Source organism: Streptomyces sp. NBC_00019, assembly GCF_045041015.1.
GTDB lineage: Bacteria > Actinomycetota > Actinomycetes > Streptomycetales > Streptomycetaceae > Streptomyces.
Map to the genome: position 1 here is coordinate 10,727,791 of NZ_CP108302.1, position 23,802 is coordinate 10,751,592.

Annotated in this window: 23 protein-coding genes; 10 read left to right on the forward strand and 13 right to left on the reverse strand. The window is 72.6% G+C overall.

The annotated features are described in order from the left end of the window. Nucleotides 1-2: 2 nt before the first annotated feature. From OHU89_RS49875 to OHU89_RS49895, 5 genes are all read right to left on the reverse strand, one after another. The gene (locus tag OHU89_RS49875) at nucleotides 3-980 is read right to left on the reverse strand and encodes an ABC transporter ATP-binding protein (RefSeq protein WP_405653318.1); all 978 of its coding nucleotides are present in this window, start codon (nucleotides 978-980) and stop codon (nucleotides 3-5) included. Between the two features lie 40 nt (nucleotides 981-1,020). Further along, nucleotides 1,021-3,291, reverse strand: coding sequence for a heavy metal translocating P-type ATPase (locus OHU89_RS49880; RefSeq protein ID WP_405655029.1), 2,271 nt, complete (start codon nucleotides 3,289-3,291; stop codon nucleotides 1,021-1,023). A gap of 93 nt (nucleotides 3,292-3,384) precedes the next feature. After that, on the reverse strand, nucleotides 3,385-4,251 hold the full coding sequence (locus OHU89_RS49885) for a universal stress protein (RefSeq protein WP_405653320.1): 867 nt from the start codon (nucleotides 4,249-4,251) through the stop codon (nucleotides 3,385-3,387). 190 nt (nucleotides 4,252-4,441) lie between these two features. Next, entirely contained in the window at nucleotides 4,442-5,101 is a 660-nt protein-coding gene (locus OHU89_RS49890) for a CBS domain-containing protein (RefSeq protein WP_405653322.1), read from the reverse strand. A 42-nt stretch (nucleotides 5,102-5,143) separates the two neighbouring features. Further along, nucleotides 5,144-5,608, reverse strand: coding sequence for a cyclic nucleotide-binding domain-containing protein (locus OHU89_RS49895; protein WP_405653324.1), 465 nt, complete (start codon nucleotides 5,606-5,608; stop codon nucleotides 5,144-5,146). Between the two features lie 188 nt (nucleotides 5,609-5,796). Here OHU89_RS49895 and OHU89_RS49900 point away from each other — a divergent pair, with 188 nt between their 5' ends. The 9 genes from OHU89_RS49900 (at nucleotide 5,797) to OHU89_RS49940 (ending at nucleotide 15,038) form a co-directional block, all read left to right on the forward strand. Continuing rightward, entirely contained in the window at nucleotides 5,797-6,720 is a 924-nt protein-coding gene (locus OHU89_RS49900; RefSeq protein ID WP_405653326.1) for a carbamate kinase, read from the forward strand. A 207-nt stretch (nucleotides 6,721-6,927) separates the two neighbouring features. After that, complete coding sequence (locus tag OHU89_RS49905; protein ID WP_405653328.1) at nucleotides 6,928-7,833, forward strand: universal stress protein; 906 nt, start codon at nucleotides 6,928-6,930, stop codon at nucleotides 7,831-7,833. 39 nt (nucleotides 7,834-7,872) lie between these two features. Further along, entirely contained in the window at nucleotides 7,873-8,757 is an 885-nt protein-coding gene (locus OHU89_RS49910) for a universal stress protein (protein WP_405653330.1), read from the forward strand. Between the two features lie 174 nt (nucleotides 8,758-8,931). Continuing rightward, on the forward strand, nucleotides 8,932-11,625 hold the full coding sequence (locus OHU89_RS49915; RefSeq protein ID WP_405653332.1) for a GNAT family N-acetyltransferase: 2,694 nt from the start codon (nucleotides 8,932-8,934) through the stop codon (nucleotides 11,623-11,625). A gap of 12 nt (nucleotides 11,626-11,637) precedes the next feature. After that, a complete protein-coding gene (locus OHU89_RS49920; RefSeq protein ID WP_405653334.1) occupies nucleotides 11,638-12,369 on the forward strand; it encodes a CBS domain-containing protein in 732 nt (243 codons plus the stop codon). A gap of 21 nt (nucleotides 12,370-12,390) precedes the next feature. Next, on the forward strand, nucleotides 12,391-12,897 hold the full coding sequence (locus tag OHU89_RS49925) for a flavodoxin domain-containing protein (RefSeq protein WP_405653336.1): 507 nt from the start codon (nucleotides 12,391-12,393) through the stop codon (nucleotides 12,895-12,897). Nucleotides 12,898-12,934: 37 nt separating this feature from the next. Then, the gene (locus tag OHU89_RS49930; RefSeq protein WP_405653338.1) at nucleotides 12,935-13,906 is read left to right on the forward strand and encodes an Acg family FMN-binding oxidoreductase; all 972 of its coding nucleotides are present in this window, start codon (nucleotides 12,935-12,937) and stop codon (nucleotides 13,904-13,906) included. A 2-nt stretch (nucleotides 13,907-13,908) separates the two neighbouring features. Then, nucleotides 13,909-14,478: a hypothetical protein gene (locus OHU89_RS49935; protein ID WP_405653340.1), complete on the forward strand. Its 570-nt coding sequence runs from the start codon at nucleotides 13,909-13,911 to the stop codon at nucleotides 14,476-14,478. Between the two features lie 137 nt (nucleotides 14,479-14,615). Beyond that, a complete protein-coding gene (locus tag OHU89_RS49940; RefSeq protein ID WP_405653342.1) occupies nucleotides 14,616-15,038 on the forward strand; it encodes an Hsp20/alpha crystallin family protein in 423 nt (140 codons plus the stop codon). A 72-nt stretch (nucleotides 15,039-15,110) separates the two neighbouring features. Here the strand turns inward: OHU89_RS49940 and hypE are convergent, their stop codons facing one another. Continuing rightward, entirely contained in the window at nucleotides 15,111-16,145 is a 1,035-nt protein-coding gene (gene hypE / locus OHU89_RS49945) for a hydrogenase expression/formation protein HypE (protein WP_405653344.1), read from the reverse strand. Further along, entirely contained in the window at nucleotides 16,142-17,251 is a 1,110-nt protein-coding gene (hypD, locus tag OHU89_RS49950) for a hydrogenase formation protein HypD (RefSeq protein ID WP_405653346.1), read from the reverse strand. Before hypD ends, hypE begins: the two co-directional genes overlap by 4 nt. Nucleotides 17,252-17,403: 152 nt before the next feature. Here hypD and OHU89_RS49955 point away from each other — a divergent pair, with 152 nt between their 5' ends. Beyond that, nucleotides 17,404-18,600 carry an RNA-guided endonuclease InsQ/TnpB family protein gene (locus tag OHU89_RS49955; RefSeq protein ID WP_405653348.1) on the forward strand — a complete coding sequence of 399 codons (1,197 nt, stop codon included), beginning with the start codon at nucleotides 17,404-17,406 and terminating at the stop codon, nucleotides 18,598-18,600. Nucleotides 18,601-18,630: 30 nt separating this feature from the next. Here the strand turns inward: OHU89_RS49955 and OHU89_RS49960 are convergent, their stop codons facing one another. From OHU89_RS49960 to OHU89_RS49985, 6 genes are read right to left on the reverse strand one after another with little or no spacing between them, the layout of a single operon-like run. After that, nucleotides 18,631-19,251, reverse strand: a complete 621-nt coding sequence (locus OHU89_RS49960; protein WP_405653350.1) for a CBS domain-containing protein — start codon at nucleotides 19,249-19,251, stop codon at nucleotides 18,631-18,633. Next, entirely contained in the window at nucleotides 19,244-20,605 is a 1,362-nt protein-coding gene (locus OHU89_RS49965; protein ID WP_405653352.1) for a Ni/Fe hydrogenase subunit alpha, read from the reverse strand. Before OHU89_RS49965 ends, OHU89_RS49960 begins: the two co-directional genes overlap by 8 nt. After that, entirely contained in the window at nucleotides 20,602-21,354 is a 753-nt protein-coding gene (locus tag OHU89_RS49970; protein WP_405653354.1) for an oxidoreductase, read from the reverse strand. Before OHU89_RS49970 ends, OHU89_RS49965 begins: the two co-directional genes overlap by 4 nt. After that, nucleotides 21,354-22,160 carry an FAD/NAD(P)-binding protein gene (locus OHU89_RS49975; protein ID WP_405653355.1) on the reverse strand — a complete coding sequence of 269 codons (807 nt, stop codon included), beginning with the start codon at nucleotides 22,158-22,160 and terminating at the stop codon, nucleotides 21,354-21,356. The genes OHU89_RS49970 and OHU89_RS49975 overlap by 1 nt, the downstream gene beginning before the upstream one ends. Then, nucleotides 22,157-22,624, reverse strand: coding sequence for a Crp/Fnr family transcriptional regulator (locus OHU89_RS49980; RefSeq protein ID WP_405653357.1), 468 nt, complete (start codon nucleotides 22,622-22,624; stop codon nucleotides 22,157-22,159). Before OHU89_RS49980 ends, OHU89_RS49975 begins: the two co-directional genes overlap by 4 nt. Continuing rightward, nucleotides 22,624-23,757 carry a 4Fe-4S dicluster domain-containing protein gene (locus tag OHU89_RS49985; RefSeq protein ID WP_405653360.1) on the reverse strand — a complete coding sequence of 378 codons (1,134 nt, stop codon included), beginning with the start codon at nucleotides 23,755-23,757 and terminating at the stop codon, nucleotides 22,624-22,626. The genes OHU89_RS49980 and OHU89_RS49985 overlap by 1 nt, the downstream gene beginning before the upstream one ends. Nucleotides 23,758-23,802: the final 45 nt, after the last annotated feature.

Below are 23,802 nucleotides of genomic sequence, written 5' to 3' on the forward strand. Positions count from 1 at the left end.
GCTCACTCCCTCAGCGCGGTGCCGGTCAGATGGAGGAAGACCGCCTCCAGGTCGGGTTCGTCGATCTCCACGCTGCGGATGTCGACGTCCAGTTCGTGCGCGAGGTCGAGCAGCTGCGGCAACAGGCTGCGCGCGTCCTTGACGACCACTTCGACCATGTCGCCGTGGTCCCCGGTGCGCGCGGCGCCCTCGACCCGGGTGACTCTGCGGCACGCCTGCGCGTACGCCGCCAGATCACCGACGGCGGTCAGCCGCACCCGGTCCCGCTCCGCGACCAGCGCCACCAGCTCGCGCGGGCTGCCCTCGGCGACGAGGCGGCCCCGGTCGATGATGCCGACCCGGTCGCAGAGCCGTTCGGCCTCCTCCATGTAGTGCGTGGTGTAGAGGACGGCCATGCCCTCCTCGCCGAACCGGGTGACGCTCTCCAGGATCGCGTGCCGGCTCTGCGGATCGACGCCCACCGTCGGCTCGTCCAGCACCAGCAGTGTCGGCGCGTGCACCAGCCCGGCCCCGATGTTGAGGCGCCGGCGCATCCCGCCCGAGAGGGAGTCGACCCGGTCGCCGGCCCGGCCGGTGAGGTCGATGAGCTCAAGGACCTCGTCGACCCGGCGCTCCAGACGGCGGCGCGGCAGCCGGTACAGGCGTCCGAAGAAGCGGAGGTTCTCGCGGACACTGAGGTCCGGATAGAGGGCCACGTCCTGCGGGACGAAGCCGATGAGCCGCTTGGCGGCCCCGGCGGCCGTGGACACTCGGCGGCCCGCCACGAACACGGTCCCGGCGTCGGGCCGCAGAAGTCCGCACACCAGCCGGATCGTGGTGGTCTTCCCCGCGCCGTTCGGTCCGAGCAGGCCGTACGTCTCGCCGGGAGCGATGGTCAGGCTCACGTCGTCGACGGCGGTGCGGTCTCCGAACCGCCGGACCAGACGCGCGCAGGCGAGCACGGGCGATGCGGTGTTCGCGTGTCCCGGGGGATCGTTCATTGTCGTCTCCTCCGATGGGTACGGCTCGGCAGGGGCGCGCTCAGGGGGCGAGGGAGAAGTAGTTCTCCTCTTCCTGGACGAAGTGAAGTCGCAGCACGGTGTGCAGTCCGTAGAGACAGGCACGCAGATCGTCGAGCTGTTCCGGGGCCGGGCCGCCGTCGGCCTCGGCGAGCGCGAGATGGACGGCGATCCGGTGGGCGAGCCTGTCGATCTCGGCGTGGGCGCGGCTCATGGTGGCGGTCGCCTCGGGGCCGCCGAGCGCGGTGGCGAGGGCGGGATACAGCTGGTGTTCCTCGGCGTGCTCATGCGGCAGCAGCCGTTCCGTGAGCAGCAGGTGTACCCCGCGCACGGCCGCCAGGGCCTCGGGGCCGGTGCTGTCGCACAGGCGGTCGGCGGCGGCGCGCACGGACCGCAGGACGTCCTGCAGATCGTCGTGCTCGGCCGCGAAGCGGTGAATGAGGGCCTGGGTGTCGGGCCGCAGTACCGGACGGGCCGCCGGGTCGTCGCGCAGGGCGCGCAGCGCGTTGAGGATGACCGCGACGTCGATGCCTTCCTGGAGCAGGGCGCCGGCGGCCGGCGGGAGCAGACCCGCGGCGGCCGCCGCCATCGCGGCGAGCGACATCAGCATGCCGCCGAGTGCGCTCTGCACGGCGATACGCCGCGACCGTACGGCGATGGTGACCGCGTCCGCCAGGCGGTCCACCCGGTCGGTGGTCAGTACGATGTCGGCCGCCTCGGAGGACGCGGTCGAGCCGCGTGCGCCCATCGCCACGCCGATGTCCGCGGCGGCGAGAGCGGGGGCGTCGTTCACCCCGTCGCCCACCATGACGGTGACCGCGTGCTCGCGTTCGGCGCGCACCGCGGCCACCTTGTCGGCGGGGGAGAGCCCGGCGCGCACCTCGTCCAGACCGAGGACGGCGCCGACCTCGCGGGCGGGTTCGGCGCGGTCGCCGGTGAGCATCACCAGTCGGCGGATGCCCGCCGCGCGCAGGCGGCGCAGGGCACGCGGAGCGTCCGGTCGCAGCGGATCCCGCAGCAGCACGGCGCCGGCCAGGACCTCGTCGACGGTGACCCAGGCGACCGCCGCCCCGTCCAGCAGAGCCCGGTTGTCCACCGAGCGCGCCCAGGGCGGCCGCTGCGCGTCGTCGTCGAGCCGTCCGACGGTGATCCGGCGTCCGTCGAGGGTCCCGGTGACGCCCCGGCCGGGTTCCTCGGACACCTCCGCGGCCACGGACAGGCGGGCCCGGCGCTCCCGGGCCGCGTCGACGACGGCCTGCGCGAGCACGTGCGGCGAGTACTGGTCCAGCGAGGCGGCGAGCCGCAGTACCTCCGCCGGGGTCCTGTCCGGCGCGGCGATGACGTCGACGACGCGCGGGTGACCGCGGGTGAGGGTGCCCGTCTTGTCCAGCAGCAGGGTGTGGGCCCGCCCGAGGTTCTCCAGGGCGGCGCCGTCGCGGATCACCACGCCCAGCCGGGAGGCCCGCGACAGCCCTGAGACCACGGCCACCGGAGCCGCCAGCAGCAGCGGACACGGAGTGGCGACCACCAGGACCGCCACCGCGCGCACGGCGGAGCCGGTCACCAGCCAGGCCAGCCCGGCGACGGCCACGGCGAGCGGCAGGAACCAGGCGGCGTAGCGGTCGGCCAACCGCACCAGCGGCGCAGACTCCGCCCCGGCCTGCTGGGCCAGCCGTACGATGCCGGCGTACGTGCTGTCCTGCTCGGTGGCCGAAGCACGCAGCTCGAAGGCGTTGCCCGCGTTGACCGCACCGCTGCGCACGCCCTCACCGGGCGTGTGCCGCACGCTCAAGGGCTCCCCGGTGAGGACCGACTCGTCCAGTACGGCCGGGGCACCGGACACCGTGCCGTCGACGGGGACGACCTCGCCGGGTCCTACGACGAGCAGGTCGCTGACCTGGACCTCACCGAGCGGCACGGTGGTCACTTCGGCGCCGGTGCGGCGTCGGGCGGTGCGCGGAGCGTGTTCCAGCAGCGCGCGCAGGTCCCGCGAGGCCCGCCGCCGCGCGGCCGCCTCGAGGGTGCGGCCGGTGGCGAGCATCAGGGCGATCAGGGCCCCGGCCAGATACTCGCGCACGGCCAGGGTGCCGCCGAGCGCCAGCACCGCGATCAGGTCGACGCCCGCCTGCCCGCGCCGCAGGGCGGCCAGCACCCAGCCCACAGCGGGCACGACGGCCGCGACGGTGCCCAGTGCCCAGCACAGGTCGGCGAGACCGGTGGCGCCGGCCAGCCGGGAGACACCCCCGGCCGCCAGGGCGACAGCCGTGACGGTCAGGAGTGCCGACTCGGGCATCGGCACGGCGGAAAGCGCCGTGCGAACCCGCCGTGGTGGACTTGACGGAAGACTTCGGTACATGACGGCCCTCACCTGGACGCTGCGGGCTGCTCAGTCGTGCGGGACGACGGCGACGGGGCACGCCAGGTGGTGCAACACCGCGTGGGCGACCGGGCCGAGCTTCCACGTGAGGTGGGACGGGTGGCGTCGGCGGCCCACGACGGTGAGGCTGCTGTGCGCGGACGCGGACAGCAGCACCTGTGCGGCGGGGCCAGTGGTGACGTACTCCACCACGGGGGTGTCGGGGAACTTCTCGCGCCACGGCAGCAGAGCGCCGGTCAGCCGTGCCCGCTCCGCGGTCCCGAAGTCCTCGTCGGCCTCGGTGAACAGCGCGGACAGGGGCAGAGCCCGGACGACGCGCACCCGGGCGCCACGGGGCTCGGCCGCGCCGAAGGCGAACTCCAGCAGCGGTTCGGCGGCTGGTCCTGTTGACTCCAGGCCGACCACGACCTCGTGGTGGTCCACTGCGGCAGGGTGCTCCTCGCCCGTTGCGACGGCGGGATCACCCGCGCGGACGGCGACGGCCGGACACGGGGCCAGGCCCAGGACGTGCAGGCTGATCGTGCCGAGCAGGAAGCTCGCCACCGAGCCCTGGCCACGCGAACCGAGGACCAGCATGGACGCGTCCCCGGCGCGCTCCAGAAGGGCCTGCGCGGCCGGTTCCGAGACCAGTTCCGTGGTGAGCGCCAGGCCCGGGTGGCGATCGAGCAGTTCGGTCGCGGTTCCCCGCAGAACGTCGCGGCCGTAGCGCCGTTTGGTGTGCGCCTCCTGCGGGATGGGCAGGTCCAGCGGCTGGGTGGTCCACGAATGCAGCAGCAGCACTGGCAGGCGCCGGTCCGCCGCTTCTCGGGCGGCCCACCACGCCGCCGTCACGCTCGCGGGCGAACCGTCGAGCCCGACGACTACAGGCCCGGTCATGACACACCTCCGTAGTCGGGGCGGCAACCCACGACGGCACTGCCGCGCACCTGCTCCCCCTCTGCTTCCAGGGTTCGCCTCACCGGGCGGTCGGCACGAGGGCCTGATGGGGCGCGCCCGGGGCCGTACGGCCCTGGCGGGGAGAACGGGGGCGAGGGTTGCCGGATCGCGGGGCGACCCTGTCCTTGGCTCAAGCCGTGGGATGCTCTGGCCCGTCCAGGTCGAACTCGATGTCCACGACCCCCTCGACAGCCCGGGCCAGCCGCGCCGCCACCGGTACCAGGGACGTGTCGCGGACCCGGCCGCCCAGCTTGACGACTCCCTCCCGCACCTCGACCCGGACCGCTGACTCCGGGGCCGGGAAGAGATAGGCGACGACCTCGCGCCGAACCTCCTCGGCGATGTCCTCGTCGTCCCGCAGGAACACCTTGAGCAGGTCCGCGCGACTGACGACACCCTCCAGCCGGCCCGACTCGTCGACGACGGGGAGGCGCTTGACCCTGGCCCGCGCCATGGTCCGGGCGGCCTGGGCGAGGGTCTCGCCGGGCCGGACGGTGAGTGCCGGGGAGGTCATCAGCTCGCCTGCGGTCACCGAACCGGCCTTCGCCAGGTCGGACAGGCGGCGCAGCTGCGTGTACCGGTCCGGGTCGCTGTCGCGGAACTCCTCCTTGGGCAGCAGATCGGCCTCGGAGACGATGCCGAGGACCCGGCGGCCCCCGTCCATCACGGGCAGGGCGCTGACCTTACGGTCCTGCATGATTCGCACGATGTCCTTGAAGGCCGCGTCACGGCCGACGGTGGCCACGTCGCGGGTCATCACGTCACTCACGATGTGCGGGGAACCGGACACTGGGAACTCCTGGGTCGATTCGGTCGGCACGATGCGGGGCGGTCAGCCCCGGACTCCACTGCCGTAGGGGGCGTACAGATCCAGCAGGCGGACACGGGCCGTCTGCAGCCGGTGGGCGACGACCTTGCCCACCCATGTGGCGATGTTCCGGCCGAACTCGGGGTCTTCCTGGCACATCGCGCGGACGACCGTGGCGTCGAACTCGTAGGCCCGCACCGGCGAGGACGCCTCGGCACCCAGGTGCCAGACGTGCGGGGTGAACAGCCAGGACCAGCCGAGGAGTTCGTTGTGCCGGAGGGTCTCGATGACGGCGGCCCGGCGGCCGGGCACGCGCATGTCGAGGTCGACCGTCCCGGTACGGATGATCCAGAAGCGGTCGGCGCGTGCGCCCTCCTCGAAGAGCCGGGCACCCTGCGGGAACGACACTTCGCGGGCGATCCGCATGAGCCGTTCCCGGTGTGCGGCGGGGAGCGCCTGCTGCATGCTCGTCGTTGCGGGAGCGTTCATGGCGTGCCTCCAGTGCGGCGTACGGAGCTACCACCTCCAGCGTGGCGACACGGCATCGCACGGGCCATGGGCCACCCGGCCCCGAGGCGGGGCCGATCGGCGGCTCGGCCGAGCCCTTCAGCGTCCTGCGTTCCCCACCGGCGGGCCATTCCATGGCAGGAGACCGGCTCGGCGGAAGGGGCGAAACCATGCGCATCGTCGTCTCCCTGGGAGGCAACGCCCTGCTGCGCCACGGCGAGCACCCCGACGCGGACATCCAGCGGACGAACATCGTCCGGGTCGCCGACGCCGTCGCCGCCCTCGCCCATGAGCACGACCTCGTCGTCACGCACGGCAACGACGACCAGCTCGGCCTGCTTTTCACGCAGAGCCTGGCCGACCCGTCGCTGAGCGCCCCTTACCCGCTGGACCTGCTGGGCGCCCAGACGCAGGGACTGATCGGCACCCTCCTGGTGCGGACCCTGCGGGACGTGCTGCCCGGGCGCACGGTTGTCGCGCTGCTCACCCACACCCAGGTACGGGCCGATGATCCGGCCTTCGCGCGGCCCACCGCACCCGCCGGACCGGTCTACCCGCGCGAGGCGGCCCAGTTCCTGGCGGCGAAGTACGGGTGGGACATGGCTGAGGACCAGGGCGGTCTGCGACGCAGGGTCCCCGCGCCCGGACCGGAGCGGATCGTGGAGTCCGACACCGTCCGCACGCTGATCGAGAGGGGGACCGTGGTGGTCTGCGCCGGCGGTGGGGGAGTCCCCGTCGTGTCCGACCGGGCGACCGGCGCCCTGAGCGGCGTGGAGGCGGTGGTCGACAAGGACCTTGCCGCCGCCCGCCTCGCCGAGGACCTCAAAGCGGACTTCCTGCTCCTTCTCACCGATGTCCCGAACCTCTACGCCGGCTACGGCACGCCCGATCGGCAGGCGGTCCTCGACGTCACGCCCACCGATCTCCGCGCCGCCCGGCTGCCCGAGGACTCGATGGGCCCCAAGGCCGAGGCCGCCGCCCGGTTCGTCGAGAACACCGGCGGGCTCGCCGCGATCGGGGCGCTCGACGCCGCGTACGAGATCGTCCACGGCCGCTCCGGGACCCTCGTACGGCCCGATCTCCCCGCCGCCTGAGGCGCGTCACCCCCTCGCGGCACAACCTGCGCGACGCGGCCACGGCCGTCGGCGGCGTGGGCAAGATCAGCTCCCGGTCCATCCGGCCCTCTCGCATCGTGCGGCGGTTGGGCCGGTCGGTCCCGCCCGGGGACCTGCGGCCTCTGTGGCACCGGCTCTCGTCGCCACCACTGTGGGAACCGGATCCCGATTCAGGAGGTGGACAGCATGTCCCGCAACGTCACCGTGGGCCTCGACGGCTCTCCCGAGGGCCGTGCCGCCGCGGAGTGGGCGGCCCGGGAGGCGCATCTGCGCGGCCTGCCCCTGCAGGTCGTCCACGTGTGGGAGCCCGTGCCGGAGCCCATGGCCCAGGCCCCGCTCCTCGGCGCCGAGACACAGCAGCACTGGAGCGAGCGGATTCCCCGGGAGGCAGCCGAAGGGATCGCCCTGCGCCACCCCGGAGTCGAGGTGGTCAGGGTGCAGTTGAGCGGCCGGCCCGCCGACGTCCTGGTGGACGCGGCGAAGGACGCCGACCTGCTGGTCCTCGGCTCCCGCGGACTGAGCGGGATCGGTGGATTCTTCGTCGGCTCCGTCGGGCTGGCTGTCGTCGCGCACACCGAGACCCCCGTGGTCCTGGTCCGCGCCGGAGAGCAGGCCGCGGACGAGCACGAGTTGGACCCGGCGGGCATCCCGTCGGCCGCCGCCCCCTACCGCCCTGTCGTGCTGGGCCTGGACCCCGCCGCCCCCGACGACTCGGTGATCGAGTTCGCGTTCGAGGCGGCCGTCCGGCGCTCCGCCGTCCTGCGGGTCGTCCACGGCTGGAACCTGCCGCCCTACTACGCCTACGCCCTCCCGGCCGACCCGCAACTGCACGACGAGATCGCCCGGGCGCAGTCCGCGACCCTCGCCGAGATCCTGCGGCCCTGGCGCCAGAAGTATCCGGACGTCCAGGTCACCGAGGAGTCCCGGTCCGGCAGTGCGGCCCACTACCTGGTCGACGTCGCGGGCGGGGCCTCGCTGGTCGTCGTGGGCCGCAAGATCCGCCGCAACCCGTTCGGCGCCCACATCGGACCGGTGGCGCACGCCGTCCTGCACCACGCCGCGGCACCGGTCGCCGTCGTCGCACACGACTGACGCGTCACCCAAGACCTGTCATCCGGAGGGGAGAAGACCATGAGGACGATGGAGGAACGGCCGTTGGTCGTCGGCGTCGACGGTTCCGAGCCGAGCCTGCGCGCCGTGGACTGGGCGGCCGACGAGGCCGTGGTGCGCGGGGTGCCGCTGAGGCTGGTGTACGCCTGCCTGTGGGAGCGCTACGAGGACGCCGCCCTCGCGCACGAAATCGGCACGCCCGATGCGCGCGCACTGCCCCAGGATCTGGTCGGCGCCGCCGTGGACCGGGCGCGAGCCCGGCAGCCCGGCCTGAAGGTGTCCGCCGACGTGGTGTTCGAGGAGCCCGAGTACACCCTGGTGCGCGAGGCCCGACAGGCGTCCGCGCTGGTGGTGGGCTCCCGGGGCCGCAGCGGTCTCGCCGAGATGCTGCTGGGCTCGGTCAGCCTTTCCGTGGCTGCTCACGCCGACTGTCCGGTGATCGTGCTTCGCGGCAACCACGACAAGCGGGCGACGCCCCCGGGCGGCGGACGGGTCGTCGTGGGCGTCGGAGAGGACGCGAAGGGCTCGGCGGTGGTGCGCTTCGCCTTCGAGGAGGCACGACGACGGGGTGCCGTACTGGAGGCCGTACGGGCGTGGCGATGCCCCGCGCACGAGACCACCGACCACCCGCTGCTGGCCGACGCCCCCGCCCGGCTCCACCGGGAGCAGGCCGAGGAGGCGCTGACGCAGGCCCTGCACGATGCCCCGCCGGACGTGAAGGTCGAGCGCCGCACCGTCGAGGGCCACCCCCGCCGGGTGCTGGTCGAGGCCGCGCAGGGCGCCGACCTCCTGGTCGTCGGTGCCAAGCGCCGCAACGGACACCTCGGACTCCAGCTGGGTCGCGTCACACACGCGGCACTGCACCACGCGAACTGCCCGGTGGCCGTCGTTCCGCATCAGACGTGAGCCGCGGGCTCGCCGCGCGATCGGCACAAGGGCCGATGGATCGCCCGGCGAGCCCGCCACCGGTACCGCCCGGCAGGGCCGACCGGCCCACCCATCCCACCCGGACAGCCCATGGGGCCGCGGCGCGTTCCGTTGGACGCTCTAAGTGCAGAGACAACCTGGAGGAGAACCGCGATGACGGACGACACGCTCAGCCGGCCCACGGTCCACGCCCTGCTCGCGGACGGCACCACCGTGTGCATCCGTCCGGTGCGGCGGGCGGACCACGACCAGGTGCAGGGGCTGTACGAGGAGATGTCCCCCGAGAACCTGCGGCTGCGGTTCTTCGCCGCGAGCCGCCGCTCGGCCGCCCTGGCCGCCGACCGGGCCTGCGCCCCGCGGCACCCCGGTTACCTGGCCCTGCTGGCCGAGACGGAGGGCCGCCTGATCGGCCTCGCCGAATACGACACCGAGGGCGCCGGGGACACCGCCGAGATCTCCATCGCCGTCGCCGACGGACTGCACCACCGGGGCGTCGGCACCCTCCTCGTCGAGCACCTTGTGTCCGCCGCCCGCGCCGAGGGCGTCACCGCGTTCGTCGCCGATGCCCTCAGTGAGAACCACGAGGTGCTGCGGCTCTTCGCCGACCTCGGCCTGCGCACGGCCCGCACCTTCGAGGGGCCGGAGGTGCGCTGCACCATCGCCCTCGACACGAGCGACACCTACCTGACGGCCGTCGAGGAACGCGGCCGTGCCGCCGACGTCGCCAGCATGGAGCCGCTGCTGCGGCCGAAGTCGGTCGCCGTCGTCGGCGCCGGACGCAAGCCCGGCTCGGTGGGCCGGGCGATCCTGCACCAGCTGCACGCGGGCGGCTACACCGGACGCCTGTTCGCCGTGAACCCCGCCGCGCACGCGATTCTCGGCGTGCCCTGCCACCCGTCGGTCAGCGCCCTGCCGGTCACCCCCGACCTTGCCGTCCTCGCCGTACCGGCCGCCGCGATCCCCGGCACCGCCGAGGAGTGCGGCAAGGCGGGCGTCCGCGCCCTCCTCGTCGTCACCGCGGGACTCGACGCCGATCAGGCGCGGGCCCTGCTCGCCGCCTGCCGCGCCCACGGCATGCGCCTCGTCGGCCCCAACTGCCTCGGAATCTCCAACACCGACCCGCAGTGCGGCCTCGACGCCACCTTCGCCGCCGCCCACCCCAGCCCCGGCACCGCAGGTGTCGCCGTGCAGTCCGGCGGGGTCGGCATCGCCCTGCTCGACGGACTGTTCCGGCTCGGCATCGGCGTCTCCTCCTTCGCCTCGCTCGGCGACAAGTACGACGTGAGCGGCAACGACATGCTCCAGTGGTGGGAGAGCGACGGCCGTACCGACCTCGCCCTGCTGCACCTGGAGTCCTTCGGCAGCCCGCGCGCCTTCTCCCGCACCGCACGCCGGGTGACCCGCCGGATACCGGTGCTCACCGTCGACGCCGGGCGCACCGAAGCCGGCCGGCGTGCCGCCGCCTCGCACACCGCGGCCGCCGCCACCCGCACCATGACGCGCGGCGCGCTGTTCACCCAGGCGGGCATCACCGCCGCCCGGTCCATCGGTGAACTTCTGGAGACCGCCGCTCTGATGCACTCCCAACCCCTGCCCGCCGGACCCCGCGTCGCGATCGTCACCAACGCCGGCGGAGCCGGAGTCCTCGCCGCCGACGCCTGCGCCGAGGCCGGACTCCAACTCCCGGCACCCACACCGGAGCTGATCGACGACCTCCTCGCCGTCCTCCCGGACGGCGCTGCCGCCGGCAACCCCGTCGACGCCACAGCCGCCGTCACCGAGGAGCAGCTCACCGACTGTGTGGACCGGATCATGCGGTACGGCGGTGTCGACGCCGTCCTCGTGGCCCTCGTCCCCACCGCGGTCGCCGCGGCCACCGGTGACGACCTGATCCGCGCCCTCACCCGCGCTCCCGGTCGGCGCGTCAAGCCGATCGCCGCGGTACGGCTCGAACAGGGCCTGCCCGTCGAGCTGTTGCCCGCAGCGGAGGGCGGCACCGTCCCGTCGTACGCCGAACCTCAGGCAGCCGCACGGGCGTTGGCCCACGCGGCCCACCGTGCGGCCTGGCTCGCCCGACCCGCAGGGACGGTACCGGACCTCGACGGCGTCGAGGCGGACCGAGCCCACGCCGTCGTCGAGGCGTACCTCGACACACACCCGGACGGCGGCTGGCTCACCCCGCGCGAGTGCGCCGAACTCCTCGACTGCTACGGCATCCCACAGGTCGCGTGGGCCTGGGCCGACACCGAGGACCGTGCCGTGCTGGCCGCCGAGCGACTGCGTGGCGCCGACGGACGGGTGGTCATGAAGGCCCACTGGACGGGCCTGCTGCACAAGAGCGCCGAGCACGCCGTCCACCTCGATCTGCGGGGCGAGGCCCAAGTGCGGGCCGCCTTCCGGGACCTGGAGACCCGGTTCGCCGGTCTGCTGGAGGGCGTGGTGATCCAGCCGCTCGCCGCCCGCGGCACCGAGCTGTTCGCCGGCGTCGTCCAGGACCAGGTCTTCGGGCCGCTCGTCCTTTTCGGACTCGGCGGCACCGCCACCGAGGTCCTCGCCGACCACGCCGCCCGCCTCGCGCCGCTCACCGACCACGATGTGCACGACCTGATCACGGCCCCGCGCTGTGCCCCGCTCCTGTTCGGGGCACACGGCGCCGCGCCCGTCGACCTGGAAGGGCTCGAACAGCTCCTGCTGCGGCTCTCCCGCATGGCGAGCGACCTGCCACAGCTGGCCGAGGCCGACTTCAACCCCGTTCTCGCGACACCGGGCGGAGTCACCGTGCTCGATGCGCGCGTACGCCTGCTGCCCTGCAGGCCCCAGGATCCGTATCTGCGCCGTCTCCGCTGAGGAGGGACAACCATGAAGCACAACAAGGTCGGCTCCGTGATGACCACGGAGGTCGTCCGTGCCACCTACGGCACCACGTTCAAGGAGGTGGCCCGGCTGCTGGGCGATCACCGCATCAGCGGGCTGCCCGTGGTCGACGAGGACGAGAAGGTGATCGGTGTCATCTCCGAGACCGACCTGCTGCTCCGGCAGGCCGAGGCGCCGGACCCGTACGAGCCGAAGAAGCGCTTCCGCCTCGCCACGCTGACCCGTGCGGGCCGGCGGCGCGCCGCCAAGGCCAGGGCCCGCACGGCAGGACAGCTGATGTCCCAGCCGCCGATCACGGTGCCCGCCGACGACACCATCGTCGAGGCCGCCCGCACCATGGCCCGGCACCACATCGAACGGCTGCCCGTCCTGGACGAGGAGCAGCGGCTGGTCGGCATCGTGACCCGTCGTGACCTGCTCCAGGTGTTCCTGCGGCCCGACGCGGAGATCCGTGCCGAGGTGATCGACGAGGTGCTGGTCCGTGCCCTGTGGCTGCCGCCGCGCGGCATCGACGTTGCCGTGACGGAGGGCGTGGTGACCCTCTCCGGTCAGATGGAACGCAAGAGCGAGACGGAGATCGCCGTCTCCATGACCCGGCAGATGGACGGTGTCGTCGCCGTCGTCGACAAGCTCACCCACCGACTCGACGACTCGCACCTCAGGCCCGATGACAACTCCCTGCACGGTGTCGCCGACGACTGGCTGCGCAGGATCTGACAGAAGAGGAGGCGGATCGCCATGACCGGCAAGGTCTTGGTCGCCTATGGGACGACGAACGGATCGACCGCGCGGATCGCCGAGGCCGTGGCCGCGGTGCTGCGCAAGGAGGGTTTCACCGCCGAGGCGCTGCCCGCCGGGGCCGTTGCCCGCGTGACGACGTACGACGCCGTGGTGGTCGGCGGCGGACTGTACGCCGGACGCTGGCACAAGGACGCCCGCCGCTTCGTGCGGCGGCACGGCGGCGAACTCGCCGGGCTCCCGCTGTGGCTGTTCAGCAGCGGCCCGCTCGACGCCTCGGCCTCGGAACGGGACATCCCGCCGGTGCCCGGTGTGCAGAAGGCCATCACCCGGCTCGACGCCCGGGGACACGTCACCTTCGGCGGCTGCCTGGAGGAGGGCGCGAAAGGCTGGGTCGCCCGGATGATCCTGCGCAACGGAAAGGGGGGTGACTTCCGGGACTTCGACCGGATCGAGCAGTGGGCGCGGCGGATCGCCGACGAACTCGCGGCGGGGGAGAAGCACTGACCCCGCAGGCCGGGAACTCACGAAGGGTGGATGCATCATGTCCCTGACCTACGAGAGCCCCGGCCGCGCGGCTCTCCACCTGGCCCGCGCCGCCTCTTTGGCGCCCTCGCCGCACAACAGCCAGCCGTGGTCCTTCGTCGAGGAGGGCCACGACCACGGCTTCGAGGTGCACCTGGACGGCGGGCGACGGTTGATCCGGACCGATCCTGGTGGCCGGGAGGCGGTCATCGCCTGCGGGGCGGCCCTGTTCAACATACGGCTCGCCGTGCGGCTGCTGGGTTTCCGGCCCGCCGTCGACCTGCTGCCCGAGCCCGGGAACTCCTTCTACCTGGCCCGTGTGGCCTATGCGTCGTATGCCCAGGCCGACCCCGACGAGGCGCTGCTGGGCGGCGCGTTGCCCCACCGGCACACTCACCGCGGCCCCTTCGGGCCGGTCCCCGTGCCGGACACGCTCCTCGACGAACTGCGCGACGACGCCCAGGCCGAGGGCGCCGTCCTCCGGGTCGTCGACGAGCCGGACGGACTGCGTCGGTTGGCACACCTGGTGCGCACGGCGGAGGATGCCCATCGCACGGATCCCGGCCACGCCGCCGAGCTGGCGCGTTGCGTGGGACCGCACGGCGTACCGCGCGAGCTCTGCCGTCATCACCCGGACGGTACGTTGCTGGCCGGCCGCGACTACCTCGGCCTCGCCTGGTACTACGTCCGCCGACCGCAGCGCTGGTCTCCGCGGACGGGCACGGTGGCCGTGCTGTCCAGCCGGTGCGACAGCCGTCAGGACTGGCTGCGCTCGGGGCAGGCGCTCCAGCGCGTCCTGCTGCGTGCGGCGAGCCGTGACGTCATGGCGGCCTTCCACACGCAACCCCTCGAACTGCCCGCGCTACGGGCGGAGATTCGGACGGACCTCATGGGCGGCCTGTTCCCGCAGGTGGTTCTGCGCCTGGGCCGCACCGCCCGGATGGCGAGCACACCTCGGCGCGCGCCCATCGAGCTGCTGGGCCGGTGGTGAGCATGACCGGAACCCGGCGCCTGGGGTGGCGCTTCAGGCCCAGTCCGCTCCGGCGCCGCAGCTACCTCGTCGAGGCCTGGCTGCTGCTCGTGACCTGGACGCTGGCCGTGGCGGCGGCCGTGGTCGTGGGCGTGGTGACCGCTCCAGCGGCCGAGCGGGACATCAACGCACTGCGGGCCCAGCGCCACTCCGTGCCGGCCGTGCTCACCGAGAACGCGGAGCAGTCCGTGACCGAGGGCGGCGACGGGGACCGGGCATGGGCCACAGTGCGTTGGACCGGCCGCGACGGCAAGGCCCATGAAGGCGTGGCCCGGGTGGATCCCGGCAGCAGGGCCGGGAGCCCGGCCGAGGTGTGGCTGGACACCGAGGACCGTCTGGTGCCGGCGCCCTCGACCGCGGAGCAGGCCGAGCTCCATGGTGCCGTGCTGGGCACGGTGGCCGCCTTGCTCGCGGGCGCGGTGGTGGCGCTCGCCGGCTGGGGCGTCCGCGCCTGGCTGGAGCGGCGCCGACTGGCGGAGTGGGACAAGGAATGGGCCGGCAACGGCCCGCAGCAGGGACACAGGGCCGGCTGACCAGGGCGAGACGACGCCGGGCCCGGCACGCCAGGGCCCGACCGGCTCAGGGCTCGGGCCGAACGGCACTCGGCACCCCCGGCCGGCAGGAGGAGTCTGGAAATGAACACAAGGACACGCTGTCGAAGGAGGCAGACATGGCGGGCATGATCGAGCGGCTGCCGGGCTGGCCGACGCTGCCCGACCTGTTCGGCTGGGTCGAGGCCGGCTTCCCCGGGACGCACGGCATCCCCGGGCTGCACGGCATACGGGTCGAGGAGCACCTGACGGACGGAACGTACGTGCTACGGGCCGAACTCCCGGGCATCGACCCCGCGAAGGACGTCGAGATCACCGTCGATGAGGGCGTGCTGACCCTGCGCGCCGAGCGTAGTGAGGAGACCAAGGAGAAGTACCGCACGGAGTTCCGCTACGGCACCTTCGCCCGCTCCGTCCGGCTACCGTCCGGCGCGAAGGGCGACGAGGCAAGTGCCGACTACAAGGACGGCGTCCTGACCATCACGGTCCCGCTGCCCGAGACGAAGACAGGAACCACGACCATCAAGGTCCGCCACGGCTGAGCAGGAGTGTGCCGTGACAAGTCCGCCGTCCGGAGAGGGCACTCCGGGCGGCGGACGCATGCGTACCGGCCGTCAGCAGATCCGGGGCAGTTGCTCCCCGAGCGGCATGTCCACGATCCGCCGGGCCCCCACCAACGTCCGCACCGTGACCCGACCTCGCGGCCCGTCCGGCAGCACTTCACCGATCCGCACCGCCTGCACACCCTCTTCCACCGACCGCATCACGGCCAGCGCGTCCTCGGCCGCGTCGCCGGCGACGAAGGCGACCAGACAGCCCTCGTTGGCGACGACCAGCGGATCCAGGCCGAGCAGATCACAGGCCGAGGCGACCGCCTCGGGCACGGGCACCGCGCTCTCCTCGATCTCGACGGCGACGGACGAGTCCCGCGCGATCTCGTTGAGGGCGGCCGCGAGCCCGCCCCGGGTCGGGTCGCGCAGGACGTGCACGTCGGCGCCGAGGGGCGCCAGGGCACGCACCAGCCGATGCAGGGGCCGCGTGTCGGAAGCGATGTCGCTCTCGAAGCCGAGGCCCTCACGAGTGCTGAGCACGGTGGTGCCATGCAGCCCGATCGGCCCGGACAGCAGCACCGCGTCACCGGGGCGGGCCAGGGCGGCGGACGGGTGCAGCGAGCCGTGCCGCTGTCCGACGCCGGTGGTGTTGACGAAGAGCTTGTCGGCCGCGCCCCGGCCCACGACCTTGGTGTCCCCGGTGATCACGGGCACCCCCGCGGACTGCGCGGCCTTCCCCAACGAGCCGAGGACCGCCCGGAGTTCGGACAGCGGCAGCCCCTCCTCCACGATGAGGGAGACGGACAGGGCGATCGGCCACGCGCCGCGCATGGCGAGGTCGTTGACCGTGCCGTGGACGGCGAGGGACCCGATGTCCCCGCCGGGGAAGAACAGCGGGCTGACGACGAAGCTGTCGGTGCTCATCACCAGTTCCCGGTGCCCGGGCAGCAGCGCCGCGTCCTCCATCGGGCCCGCGGCGCCGTCGAGCGCGGGCAGGATCACCTGGTCGAGCAGCTCGGCGCTGAGTCGGCCGCCGGCCCCATGGCCCAGCAGCACGACCTCGTCCTCGTGGTTCGGGGTGGGGCATTCGACGGTCATGCCGTGCTCCTCACGGAAGCGGGGGCGCGCCCGGCCGCGTGGAAGGCGGCACAGGTGCCTTCCGTCGACACCATGGGCGCGCCGAGGGGATGGCGGGGTGTACAACGCGTGCCGTACGCGGCGCAGTCGGTGGGCAGCTTCGCCCCGGTCAGGATGGCACCGGCGATGCACTCGGCGTCCTCGACGGGACACAGCCCGCCGACGTCGAAGCGCCGGGCGGCGTCGAACTCCCGGTACTTCTCAGCCAGTTCGAGCCCACTGTCGGGCAGCGCCCCGATCCCGCGCCAGGCACGGTCGGTGACCCGGAACACCTCGCGGACCGTGTCCTGCGCGGCGGTGTTCCCGGACCGGCGCACCGCCCGCACATACTGGTTCTCCACCTCGAACCGGCCGGATTCCAGCTGCCGTACGGCCATCAGGATGCCCTCCAGCAGATCCAGCGGCTCGAACCCGGTCACCACGATCGGCACCCGGTACCGGGCGGCGATCGGCTCGTACTCCCGCCAGCCCATCACCGCGCACACATGCCCGGCCGCAAGGAACGCCTGCACTTCACAGTTCGGGTCATCCAGGAGCGCGGTCATCGCGGGCGGCACCAGGACATGGCTGACCAGCATGGAGAAGTTCGTCAGCCCCAGGCGGGCCGCGTGCAGGACCGCCGTCGCGTTGGCGGGCGCGGTGGTCTCGAAGCCGACTGCCAGGAAGACGACCTCCCGGTCGGGGTGCCGGGCGGCCAGCCGTACGGCGTCCATCGGGGCGTAGACCACCCGCACGTCCGCGCCCCGTGCCCGCAGCGAGAGCAGGTCGGTGTCGGTGCCGGGCACGCGCAGCATGTCGCCGAAGCTGGTCAGGATCACGCCGGGGCGGGCGGCGACGGCCATGGTCCGGTCCAGGGTCTCCAGCGGGGTCACACAGACCGGGCAGCCCGGTCCGTGGATCATCCGCATCCCGGCGGGCAGCAGTTCGTCGATGCCCTGGCGGACCAGGGTGTGGGTCTGGCCTCCGCACACCTCCATGATCCGCCAGGGGCGCGTGGCGGTCTCCCGCAGCTCCTCCAGCAGACGCCGGGCGACCGCGGGGTCGCGGTACTCGTCGAGGTACTTCATCGGAATCCTTCGTGGATACCCTCGGCTTCAGCCGGGGAGGAAACGAAACTCCTGCGGAGCAGGGCACAGAGGTGGGATGCGCCGCCAGGGCGGATCCCAGTGCCCTGACCGGCAGGTTTGATGCCTGCCTGCGGTCTGGCTAGGTTGTGGGCGTGGCCGTGACCCCTGTGAAGCGGGCGTTCAAGTACCGTTTCTATCCGAGTGATGTGCAGGCGGCGGAGCTGGCGCGGACGTTCGGTTGCGTGCGCAAGGTCTACAACCTGGCACTTGCCGCCCGTAGTGAGGCGTGGGCACGCCAGGAGCGGGTCAACTACCATGCCACCTCCGCGATGTTGACGGCGTGGAAGCGGACCGAGGAGCTGGCGTTCCTCAACGAGGTGTCGTCGGTGCCGTTGCAGCAGACGTTGCGGCATCTGCAGAGCGCGTTCACCCATTTCCTTGCCAAGCGGGCGAAGTACCCGCGCTTCAAGTCGCGGAAGAGGTCGCGGAAGTCGGCGGAGTACACCACCAGCGGGTTCCGCTTCCGCGGCGGCGCCCTGACACTGGCGAAGATGGCGGATCCGCTGGATATCGTGTGGTCCCGGCCGCTGCCCGCAGGGGCGAAGCCGTCCACGGTGACCGTGTCCCAGGACGCGGCCGGGCGTTGGTTCGTCTCGATCCTGTGCGAAGACCCCGGCGTCAAGGCGCTTCCCGCCACGGACGCGGCCATCGGTATCGATGTCGGCCTCAACCATCTCCTCGCCCTGTCCACCGGGGAGAAAGTCGCCAACCCCCGGCACGAACGCCGTGACCGCACCCGGCTGGCCAAGGCCCAGCGGGAGATGTCCCGCAAGGCCAAGGGCTCGGCGAACCGGCAAAAGGCCCGCCGTCGCGTCGCCACAGTCCATGCGCGGATCGCTGACAGGCGCCGGGACCTGCTTCACCAGTTGACGACTCGGCTCGTGCGTGAAAATCAAACGCTCGTGATCGAGGACCTGACCGTGCGCAACATGGTCAGGAACCGGCCGCTCGCCCGGGCTATTTCGGATGCGGGCTGGCGTGAGTTCCGCTGCCTGCTGGAGTACAAGGCGGCCTGGTACGGGCGGGAAGTGGTTGCGGTGGATCGCTTCTTCCCTTCTTCCAGGCTGTGCTCCGGCTGCGGCAGTGTGCGGGAGAGGGTGCCGCTCAGCGTCCGTACCTGGACGTGTGGGACCTGCGGGGCGGCCCATGACCGGGACGTGAACGCGGCGAAGAACCTTCTGGCCGCCGGGCTGGCGGCGACGGTCTGTGGAGCCGGTGTAAGACCTCAACGGAGTTCTCCGGGCGGGCAGTCGGTGATGAAGCAGAAACCCCCACGGCGTGAGCCGTAGGAATCCTCCTCGTTCACGAGGAGGAGGAAGTCAACGGTGCGTCAGCTCTACCTGCACGTCGACCACCCCTTCCACGGCTCGCAGGGCGCGGGCGAGCACGGGCTCGAGGCCGCGTTCGGGCAGCGAACCGGCCAGCGTGACCACGCCCTCCTGCACCTCGACCGTCAGCGGGGTGGTGACCGGCAGCCGGTTCAGGACGCTGTGCCGGATCTCCCCGGCGATCTCCGCGTCGGACCGCAGGAACACCTTCAGCAGATCGCTGCGGCTGACCACGCCCTGCAGGATGCCGATCCGGTCCACCACGGGCAGCCGCTTGACATGGCGGCGGGCCATGATCCGTGCGGCCTCGGCGACCGTGGCGTCGGCGTGCACGGTCACGGCCGGGGAGCTCATCAGCTCGCCCGCGGTCACCGCGCCCGCCTTGGCGCGCTCGGCGAACTCGAGGTCGTCGCTGTCGCGCACCTCCTCCTTGGACAGTAGGTCGGCCTCGGAGACCACCCCGACGACCCGGCCCTCACCGGCCAGCACCGGTACGGCGCTGACCTTCCACTGGTCGAGCAGCTCGACGATCTCCTTGAACGGCGCCTCGCTGCCGACGGCGACGACGGTGTGCGTCATCACATTGCTCACGGTGTACGGGGATTCAGACATCACAGCCTCCTGATGCGGCTCCTGACGTACGGACGACGGTCAGGTCGAGGAAGTGGGTGGAGCAGGAGATGCACGGGTCGTGGTTGCGGATCGCCCGCTCGCACAGCGCCGTCAGCTCGCCGTCGTCCGGGTCGTTCTCCAGGATCGCCCGCTGGGCCAGGCGCCGCAGGTCGTCCTCGATCGCGCCCTGGTTCTGCGCGGTGGGCGGCACCAGCAGGGCGTCGGTGACGAGGCCGCCGGCGTCGAGCTCGTAGCGGTGGTAGAGCACTCCGCGGGGCGCCTCGGTGGCGCCGTGCCCGACGCCCGCGACCGGCGGCACCTCCGTGTAAGGGCGGGCGGGAGGTTCGTACGCCTCGATGATCCGCAGCGCCTCGCCGACGGCGTACACGGTCTCCACCGCCCGCACCAGGATCGACCGGAATGGATTGCGGCACACGGCCCCCGCCCGCGGATCGCCCAGGCCCGCTTCCACGGCCGCCTGCAAGGCCACGGGTGACAGCTTCGCTCCGCTGATCGCGAACCGCGCGAGGGAGCCGGTGAGATGCAGCCGCCCGTCGAGCCGGGAGTGCAGCGCGGTGGAGTGCTCCACATGGGTCTCGGACACGTGTCCGGTGAAGTCCCGCACCGGGAAGGACGTCCCGGTCCCGTCGGCGCGCAGCACGGTCGGCGTGCCGCCTTCGATGGCGTACGTGTCGGCCTCGGCCAGCGCCAGCAGATCGGCCTCTACGCACGCGTCCGGGAACTCGAAGCCCGCGACCCAGCGCACGGTGTCCCAGGCGTCGTCGAGGGCTTGCTTCAACTCCTCATGGAGAGGCCGGAGTTCCTCACGTGCCGGAACCCGATGGAAGCCGCCCAGGCGGACGTTCACGGGATGTACGGCCCGCCCGCCGAGCAGCTCCATCAGCGAGTTGCCCGCCTTCTTCAGCCTCAGCCCCCGTTCCACCTCCGCCCGGTGCGTGCGCGCCAGTTCGATCGCGCTCGCCCGGCCCAGGAAGTCCGGCGCGTGCAGCAGATAGATGTGCAGGGCCTGGCTCTCGATCCACTCACCGCAGTACAGCAGCCGGCGCAGCTCACGGATCACCGGATCGACGCGCACCCCGCACGCGTCCTCGATCGCCGCGCAGGCGCTCATCTGGTACGCCACCGGGCAGATCCCGCACACCCGGGCCGTGATGTCGGGCGGCTCGGTATACGAGCGCCCCCGCAGGAACGCCTCGAAGAAGCGCGGCGGCTCGTAGATCTCCAGCCGCGCCTCGGTGACCGTGCCGTCGTGGACGCGCAGGCGCAGCGCGCCCTCGCCCTCCACCCGGGACAGCGAGCCGACGTGCAGCACACGGGATCCGCGGTGCGTCACTTCTCCAACTCCTCTGCGAAGGCCTGTGCGTTGAAGGTGTGCAGGAACCGCACCGTGGCGTCCTCGTCGAGTCCGTCGCGGCGCAGCAGCGGGATCAGCGCGGGCAGGTTCACCGAACCGGACGGGCCGAAGCAGCCGAAGCAGCCACGGTGGTAGGCCGGGCACAGCGCCCCGCACCCGGCGTGTGTGACCGGGCCCAGGCAGGGTGTGCCGTGGGCGACGGTGACGCAGACCGTGCCGCGCCGCTTGCACTCGAAGCAGACGCTGTGGTTCGGCACGTCAGGCTTGCGGCCGGCCAGGAACGCGGTGATCACCTCGATGAGCTGTCGGCGGTCGATCGGGCAGCCGCGCAGCTCGAAGTCGACGTCCACATGAGCCGAGACGGGAGTGGAAGTGGCGAGCGTCGAGATGTACTCGGGGTGCGCGTAGACCACGCGCCGGTACTCGTCGACGTCCGCGAAGTTCCTCAGGGCCTGGATGCCGCCCGCGGTCGCGCACGCCCCGATGGTCACCAGGTGGCGGGAGGCGGCGCGGATCGCGCGGACCCGTTCGGCGTCCTTGGCCGTGGTGACCGAGCCCTCGACCAGGGACAGGTCGTAGGGGCCGGACGCCACCGCGCTGGACGCCTCCAGGAAGTGCGAGATGTCCACCTCGCCCGCCAGGGCCAGGAGTTCGTCCTCACAGTCCAGCAGGGTGAGCTGGCAGCCGTCGCAGGAGGCCAGCTTGAACACGGCGAGTGTGGGTGCCATCACAACTCCCTCACGGACAGCAGCGGTTCGGCCCGGTTCCAGTCCACGACCGGACCCATCTGGCACAGCAGCAACGGACCGAGCTGGCAGTGTCCGCAGTGCCCGGTCGCACAGCGCATGTTGCGCTCCAGCGAGACGCGGACCCGCTCCCGGGGCACGCCCAGGAAGGCCAGGTCGCGTGCCGTGGCGCGGATCATCGGCTCGGGTCCGCAGACGAACGCCCATGTGTCGGCCGGGGTGAACGCGGCCCGGTCCAGCAGGGAGGTGACCAGGCCGACGTCCCCGCGCCACTGGTCGTCGGGCCGGTCGACGGTCACACCGGTGTACGCGGTGGTCCAGCTGTCGATGTCCTTGCGGGCGATGAGTTCGGAGGGGGTGCGGGCGCCGACGAGCACATTGACCCGGCCGTAAGCCGCGGGTTCGGTCAGCGCGCGCAGGATCAGCGGCCGCAGCGGGGCGAGCCCGATGCCGCCCGCGACCACCACCACGTCCCTCCCGCGCGCCCGCTCCAGCTCCCAGCCGGTGCCGAACGGCCCGCGCACGCCGACCATCTGGCCGGCCTGCAGCTCGCACAGTCCCGCCGAGACGGCGCCGACCGCGCGGATCGTGTGCGCGAGCCCGCCAGTGGCCTGCACGGAGCTGACCGAGACGGGGATCTCGCCGCGCCCGAAGCAGTGCACCATCGCGAACTGCCCGGGTGTGAAGTCTTCCAGCGGCGCACCGGCCGGTTCGAGGCGCAGCGTCACCGTGTCCGCGGTCTCCGGCCTCCGGGCGATCACGCGGTACGGCACCGGTACGTCCGTCACCGCGCACCGCCCTCGCTGCCGTAGGGGCCGTACAGGTCCAGGAGCCTGGTCCTTGCCGCCTGCAGCCGGTGGGAGAGCACCCGGCCGACCCAGTGCTCGACCGCGCGGCCGAACTCGGCGTCGTTCAGGCACATCAGCCGTACGGCGACCGCGTCGAATTCGTAGGCTCGCACCGAGGTCACGGTCGCGGCGCCCAGCTGCCAGACGTACGGTTCGTACAGCCAGGACCAGCCGACGAGGTCACCGGCGCCGAGCGTCTCGACGATCGGGGCGCGACGGCCGGGCACATGCAGGTCTAGGGCGGCGGTGCCGTCCCGGACGATCCAGAAGCGGTTCGCGTGGCCGCCCTCCTCGAAGAGCCGGGTGCCCTGCGGGAACCGGACCTCGCGGGCCGTGTGCAGCAGCCGCTCGCGGTGTTCGGCGGGCAGGGCGTGGTTCATGCGCAGGGCGATCGAGGGAGGCATCAGTCCGTCTCCGTTCCGCGTGCCGTGTGTTCGGCGTCCAGCGCGGCGACTTCCTCGGTGATGTCGATGCCGGCCGGGCACCAGGCGATGCAGCGCCCGCAGCCGACACATCCGGACGTGTCGAACTGGTCGTGCCAGGTGGAGAGTTTGTGGGTGAGCCACTGCCGGTAGCGGCTGCGGGCGGAAGCGCGGACCGGTCCGCCGTGCAGATACGAGAAGTCCAGGTCGAAGCAGGAGTCCCAGTGCTGCCACCGCTCGGTGTGGTCGCCGGTCAGATCGGTGACCTCCTCCGTGGTCGTGCAGAAGCAGGTCGGGCAGACCATCGTGCAGTTGCCGCAGGTCAGACAGCGGGCGGCGACATCGTCCCAGCGCTCCGCGTCGAGGCTCGCGCCCATCAGGTCACGCAGGTCGACCGGGGGCAGAGAGCGCCCCATACGGTCGCGGGCCGCGTCGACTGCGGCGCGGGCGGCCGACTCGCTGTCGGGGCCGGCGGTGTGGTGGGGCACTTGTTCCAGCAGCTCGGCGCCTTCTTCGCTGCCGACCCGCACGAGGAAACGCCCGTCCACCTCGGTGAGCGCCAGGTCGTACCCGGCGTCGGCGGCGGGGCCCCCGCCCGTGGAGACGCAGAAGCAGGTCGCGCCGGGCTCGGTGCACTCGGCGGCGATCAGGAACGCCTTGCTCCGGCGCCTGCCGTAGCCGGTGTCCGCGTATCGCCCGCCGGTCAGCACCCGGTCCTGGATCGCGATGGCCCGCAGATCGCAGGGCCGCACGCCGAGAAAGGCGTATGAGGGAGTCTCGGGCTCGTCGGCGGTGAACGACACCTCGCCCTCCGGCGTCCGGTCGGCGCTCCACAGGCGCTCCCGCGACGGGTGCAGGAAGGCCTTCCAGGACTGCGGCCCCGCACTGTGCGCGAAGGCGGCCCCGTCGTCGCGACGGAGCAGCCGATAACGCCCGGCATCGAGTTCTACGCCCCAGCCGAAGGGGAGTGCATCCGCCGAGGTCAGCTCGGCCAGCACGATCGCACCGTCACGGACGGTCGGCCCGATCACGGTCCGCCCTTGCGCCACCAGAGCCGTGACCAGCGCGTCCAGCCCGTTCCGGTCGAGCACGGCTGAAGCTGTGGTGGCGGTCATGAGGGTCCTCCTCGTCCGGGGCGGCTCCGTGTTCCTCCACAGCCA

Excerpts from the sequence above, each read along its gene's own strand:
- OHU89_RS49875 (WP_405653318.1), bottom strand. The coding sequence starts at position 980 with ATGAACGATCCCCCGGGACACGCGAACACCGCATCGCCCGTGCTCGCC.
- OHU89_RS49880 (WP_405655029.1), bottom strand. The coding sequence starts at position 3,291 with ATGCCCGAGTCGGCACTCCTGACCGTCACGGCTGTCGCCCTGGCGGCC.
- OHU89_RS49885 (WP_405653320.1), bottom strand. The coding sequence starts at position 4,251 with ATGACCGGGCCTGTAGTCGTCGGGCTCGACGGTTCGCCCGCGAGCGTG.
- OHU89_RS49895 (WP_405653324.1), bottom strand. The coding sequence starts at position 5,608 with ATGAACGCTCCCGCAACGACGAGCATGCAGCAGGCGCTCCCCGCCGCA.
- OHU89_RS49900 (WP_405653326.1), top strand. The coding sequence starts at position 5,797 with ATGCGCATCGTCGTCTCCCTGGGAGGCAACGCCCTGCTGCGCCACGGC.
- OHU89_RS49905 (WP_405653328.1), top strand. The coding sequence starts at position 6,928 with ATGTCCCGCAACGTCACCGTGGGCCTCGACGGCTCTCCCGAGGGCCGT.
- OHU89_RS49910 (WP_405653330.1), top strand. The coding sequence starts at position 7,873 with ATGAGGACGATGGAGGAACGGCCGTTGGTCGTCGGCGTCGACGGTTCC.
- OHU89_RS49915 (WP_405653332.1), top strand. The coding sequence starts at position 8,932 with ATGACGGACGACACGCTCAGCCGGCCCACGGTCCACGCCCTGCTCGCG.
- OHU89_RS49920 (WP_405653334.1), top strand. The coding sequence starts at position 11,638 with ATGAAGCACAACAAGGTCGGCTCCGTGATGACCACGGAGGTCGTCCGT.
- OHU89_RS49925 (WP_405653336.1), top strand. The coding sequence starts at position 12,391 with ATGACCGGCAAGGTCTTGGTCGCCTATGGGACGACGAACGGATCGACC.
- OHU89_RS49930 (WP_405653338.1), top strand. The coding sequence starts at position 12,935 with ATGTCCCTGACCTACGAGAGCCCCGGCCGCGCGGCTCTCCACCTGGCC.
- OHU89_RS49935 (WP_405653340.1), top strand. The coding sequence starts at position 13,909 with ATGACCGGAACCCGGCGCCTGGGGTGGCGCTTCAGGCCCAGTCCGCTC.
- OHU89_RS49940 (WP_405653342.1), top strand. The coding sequence starts at position 14,616 with ATGGCGGGCATGATCGAGCGGCTGCCGGGCTGGCCGACGCTGCCCGAC.
- hypE (WP_405653344.1), bottom strand. The coding sequence starts at position 16,145 with ATGACCGTCGAATGCCCCACCCCGAACCACGAGGACGAGGTCGTGCTG.
- hypD (WP_405653346.1), bottom strand. The coding sequence starts at position 17,251 with ATGAAGTACCTCGACGAGTACCGCGACCCCGCGGTCGCCCGGCGTCTG.
- OHU89_RS49960 (WP_405653350.1), bottom strand. The coding sequence starts at position 19,251 with ATGTCTGAATCCCCGTACACCGTGAGCAATGTGATGACGCACACCGTC.
- OHU89_RS49970 (WP_405653354.1), bottom strand. The coding sequence starts at position 21,354 with ATGGCACCCACACTCGCCGTGTTCAAGCTGGCCTCCTGCGACGGCTGC.
- OHU89_RS49980 (WP_405653357.1), bottom strand. The coding sequence starts at position 22,624 with ATGCCTCCCTCGATCGCCCTGCGCATGAACCACGCCCTGCCCGCCGAA.
- OHU89_RS49985 (WP_405653360.1), bottom strand. The coding sequence starts at position 23,757 with ATGACCGCCACCACAGCTTCAGCCGTGCTCGACCGGAACGGGCTGGAC.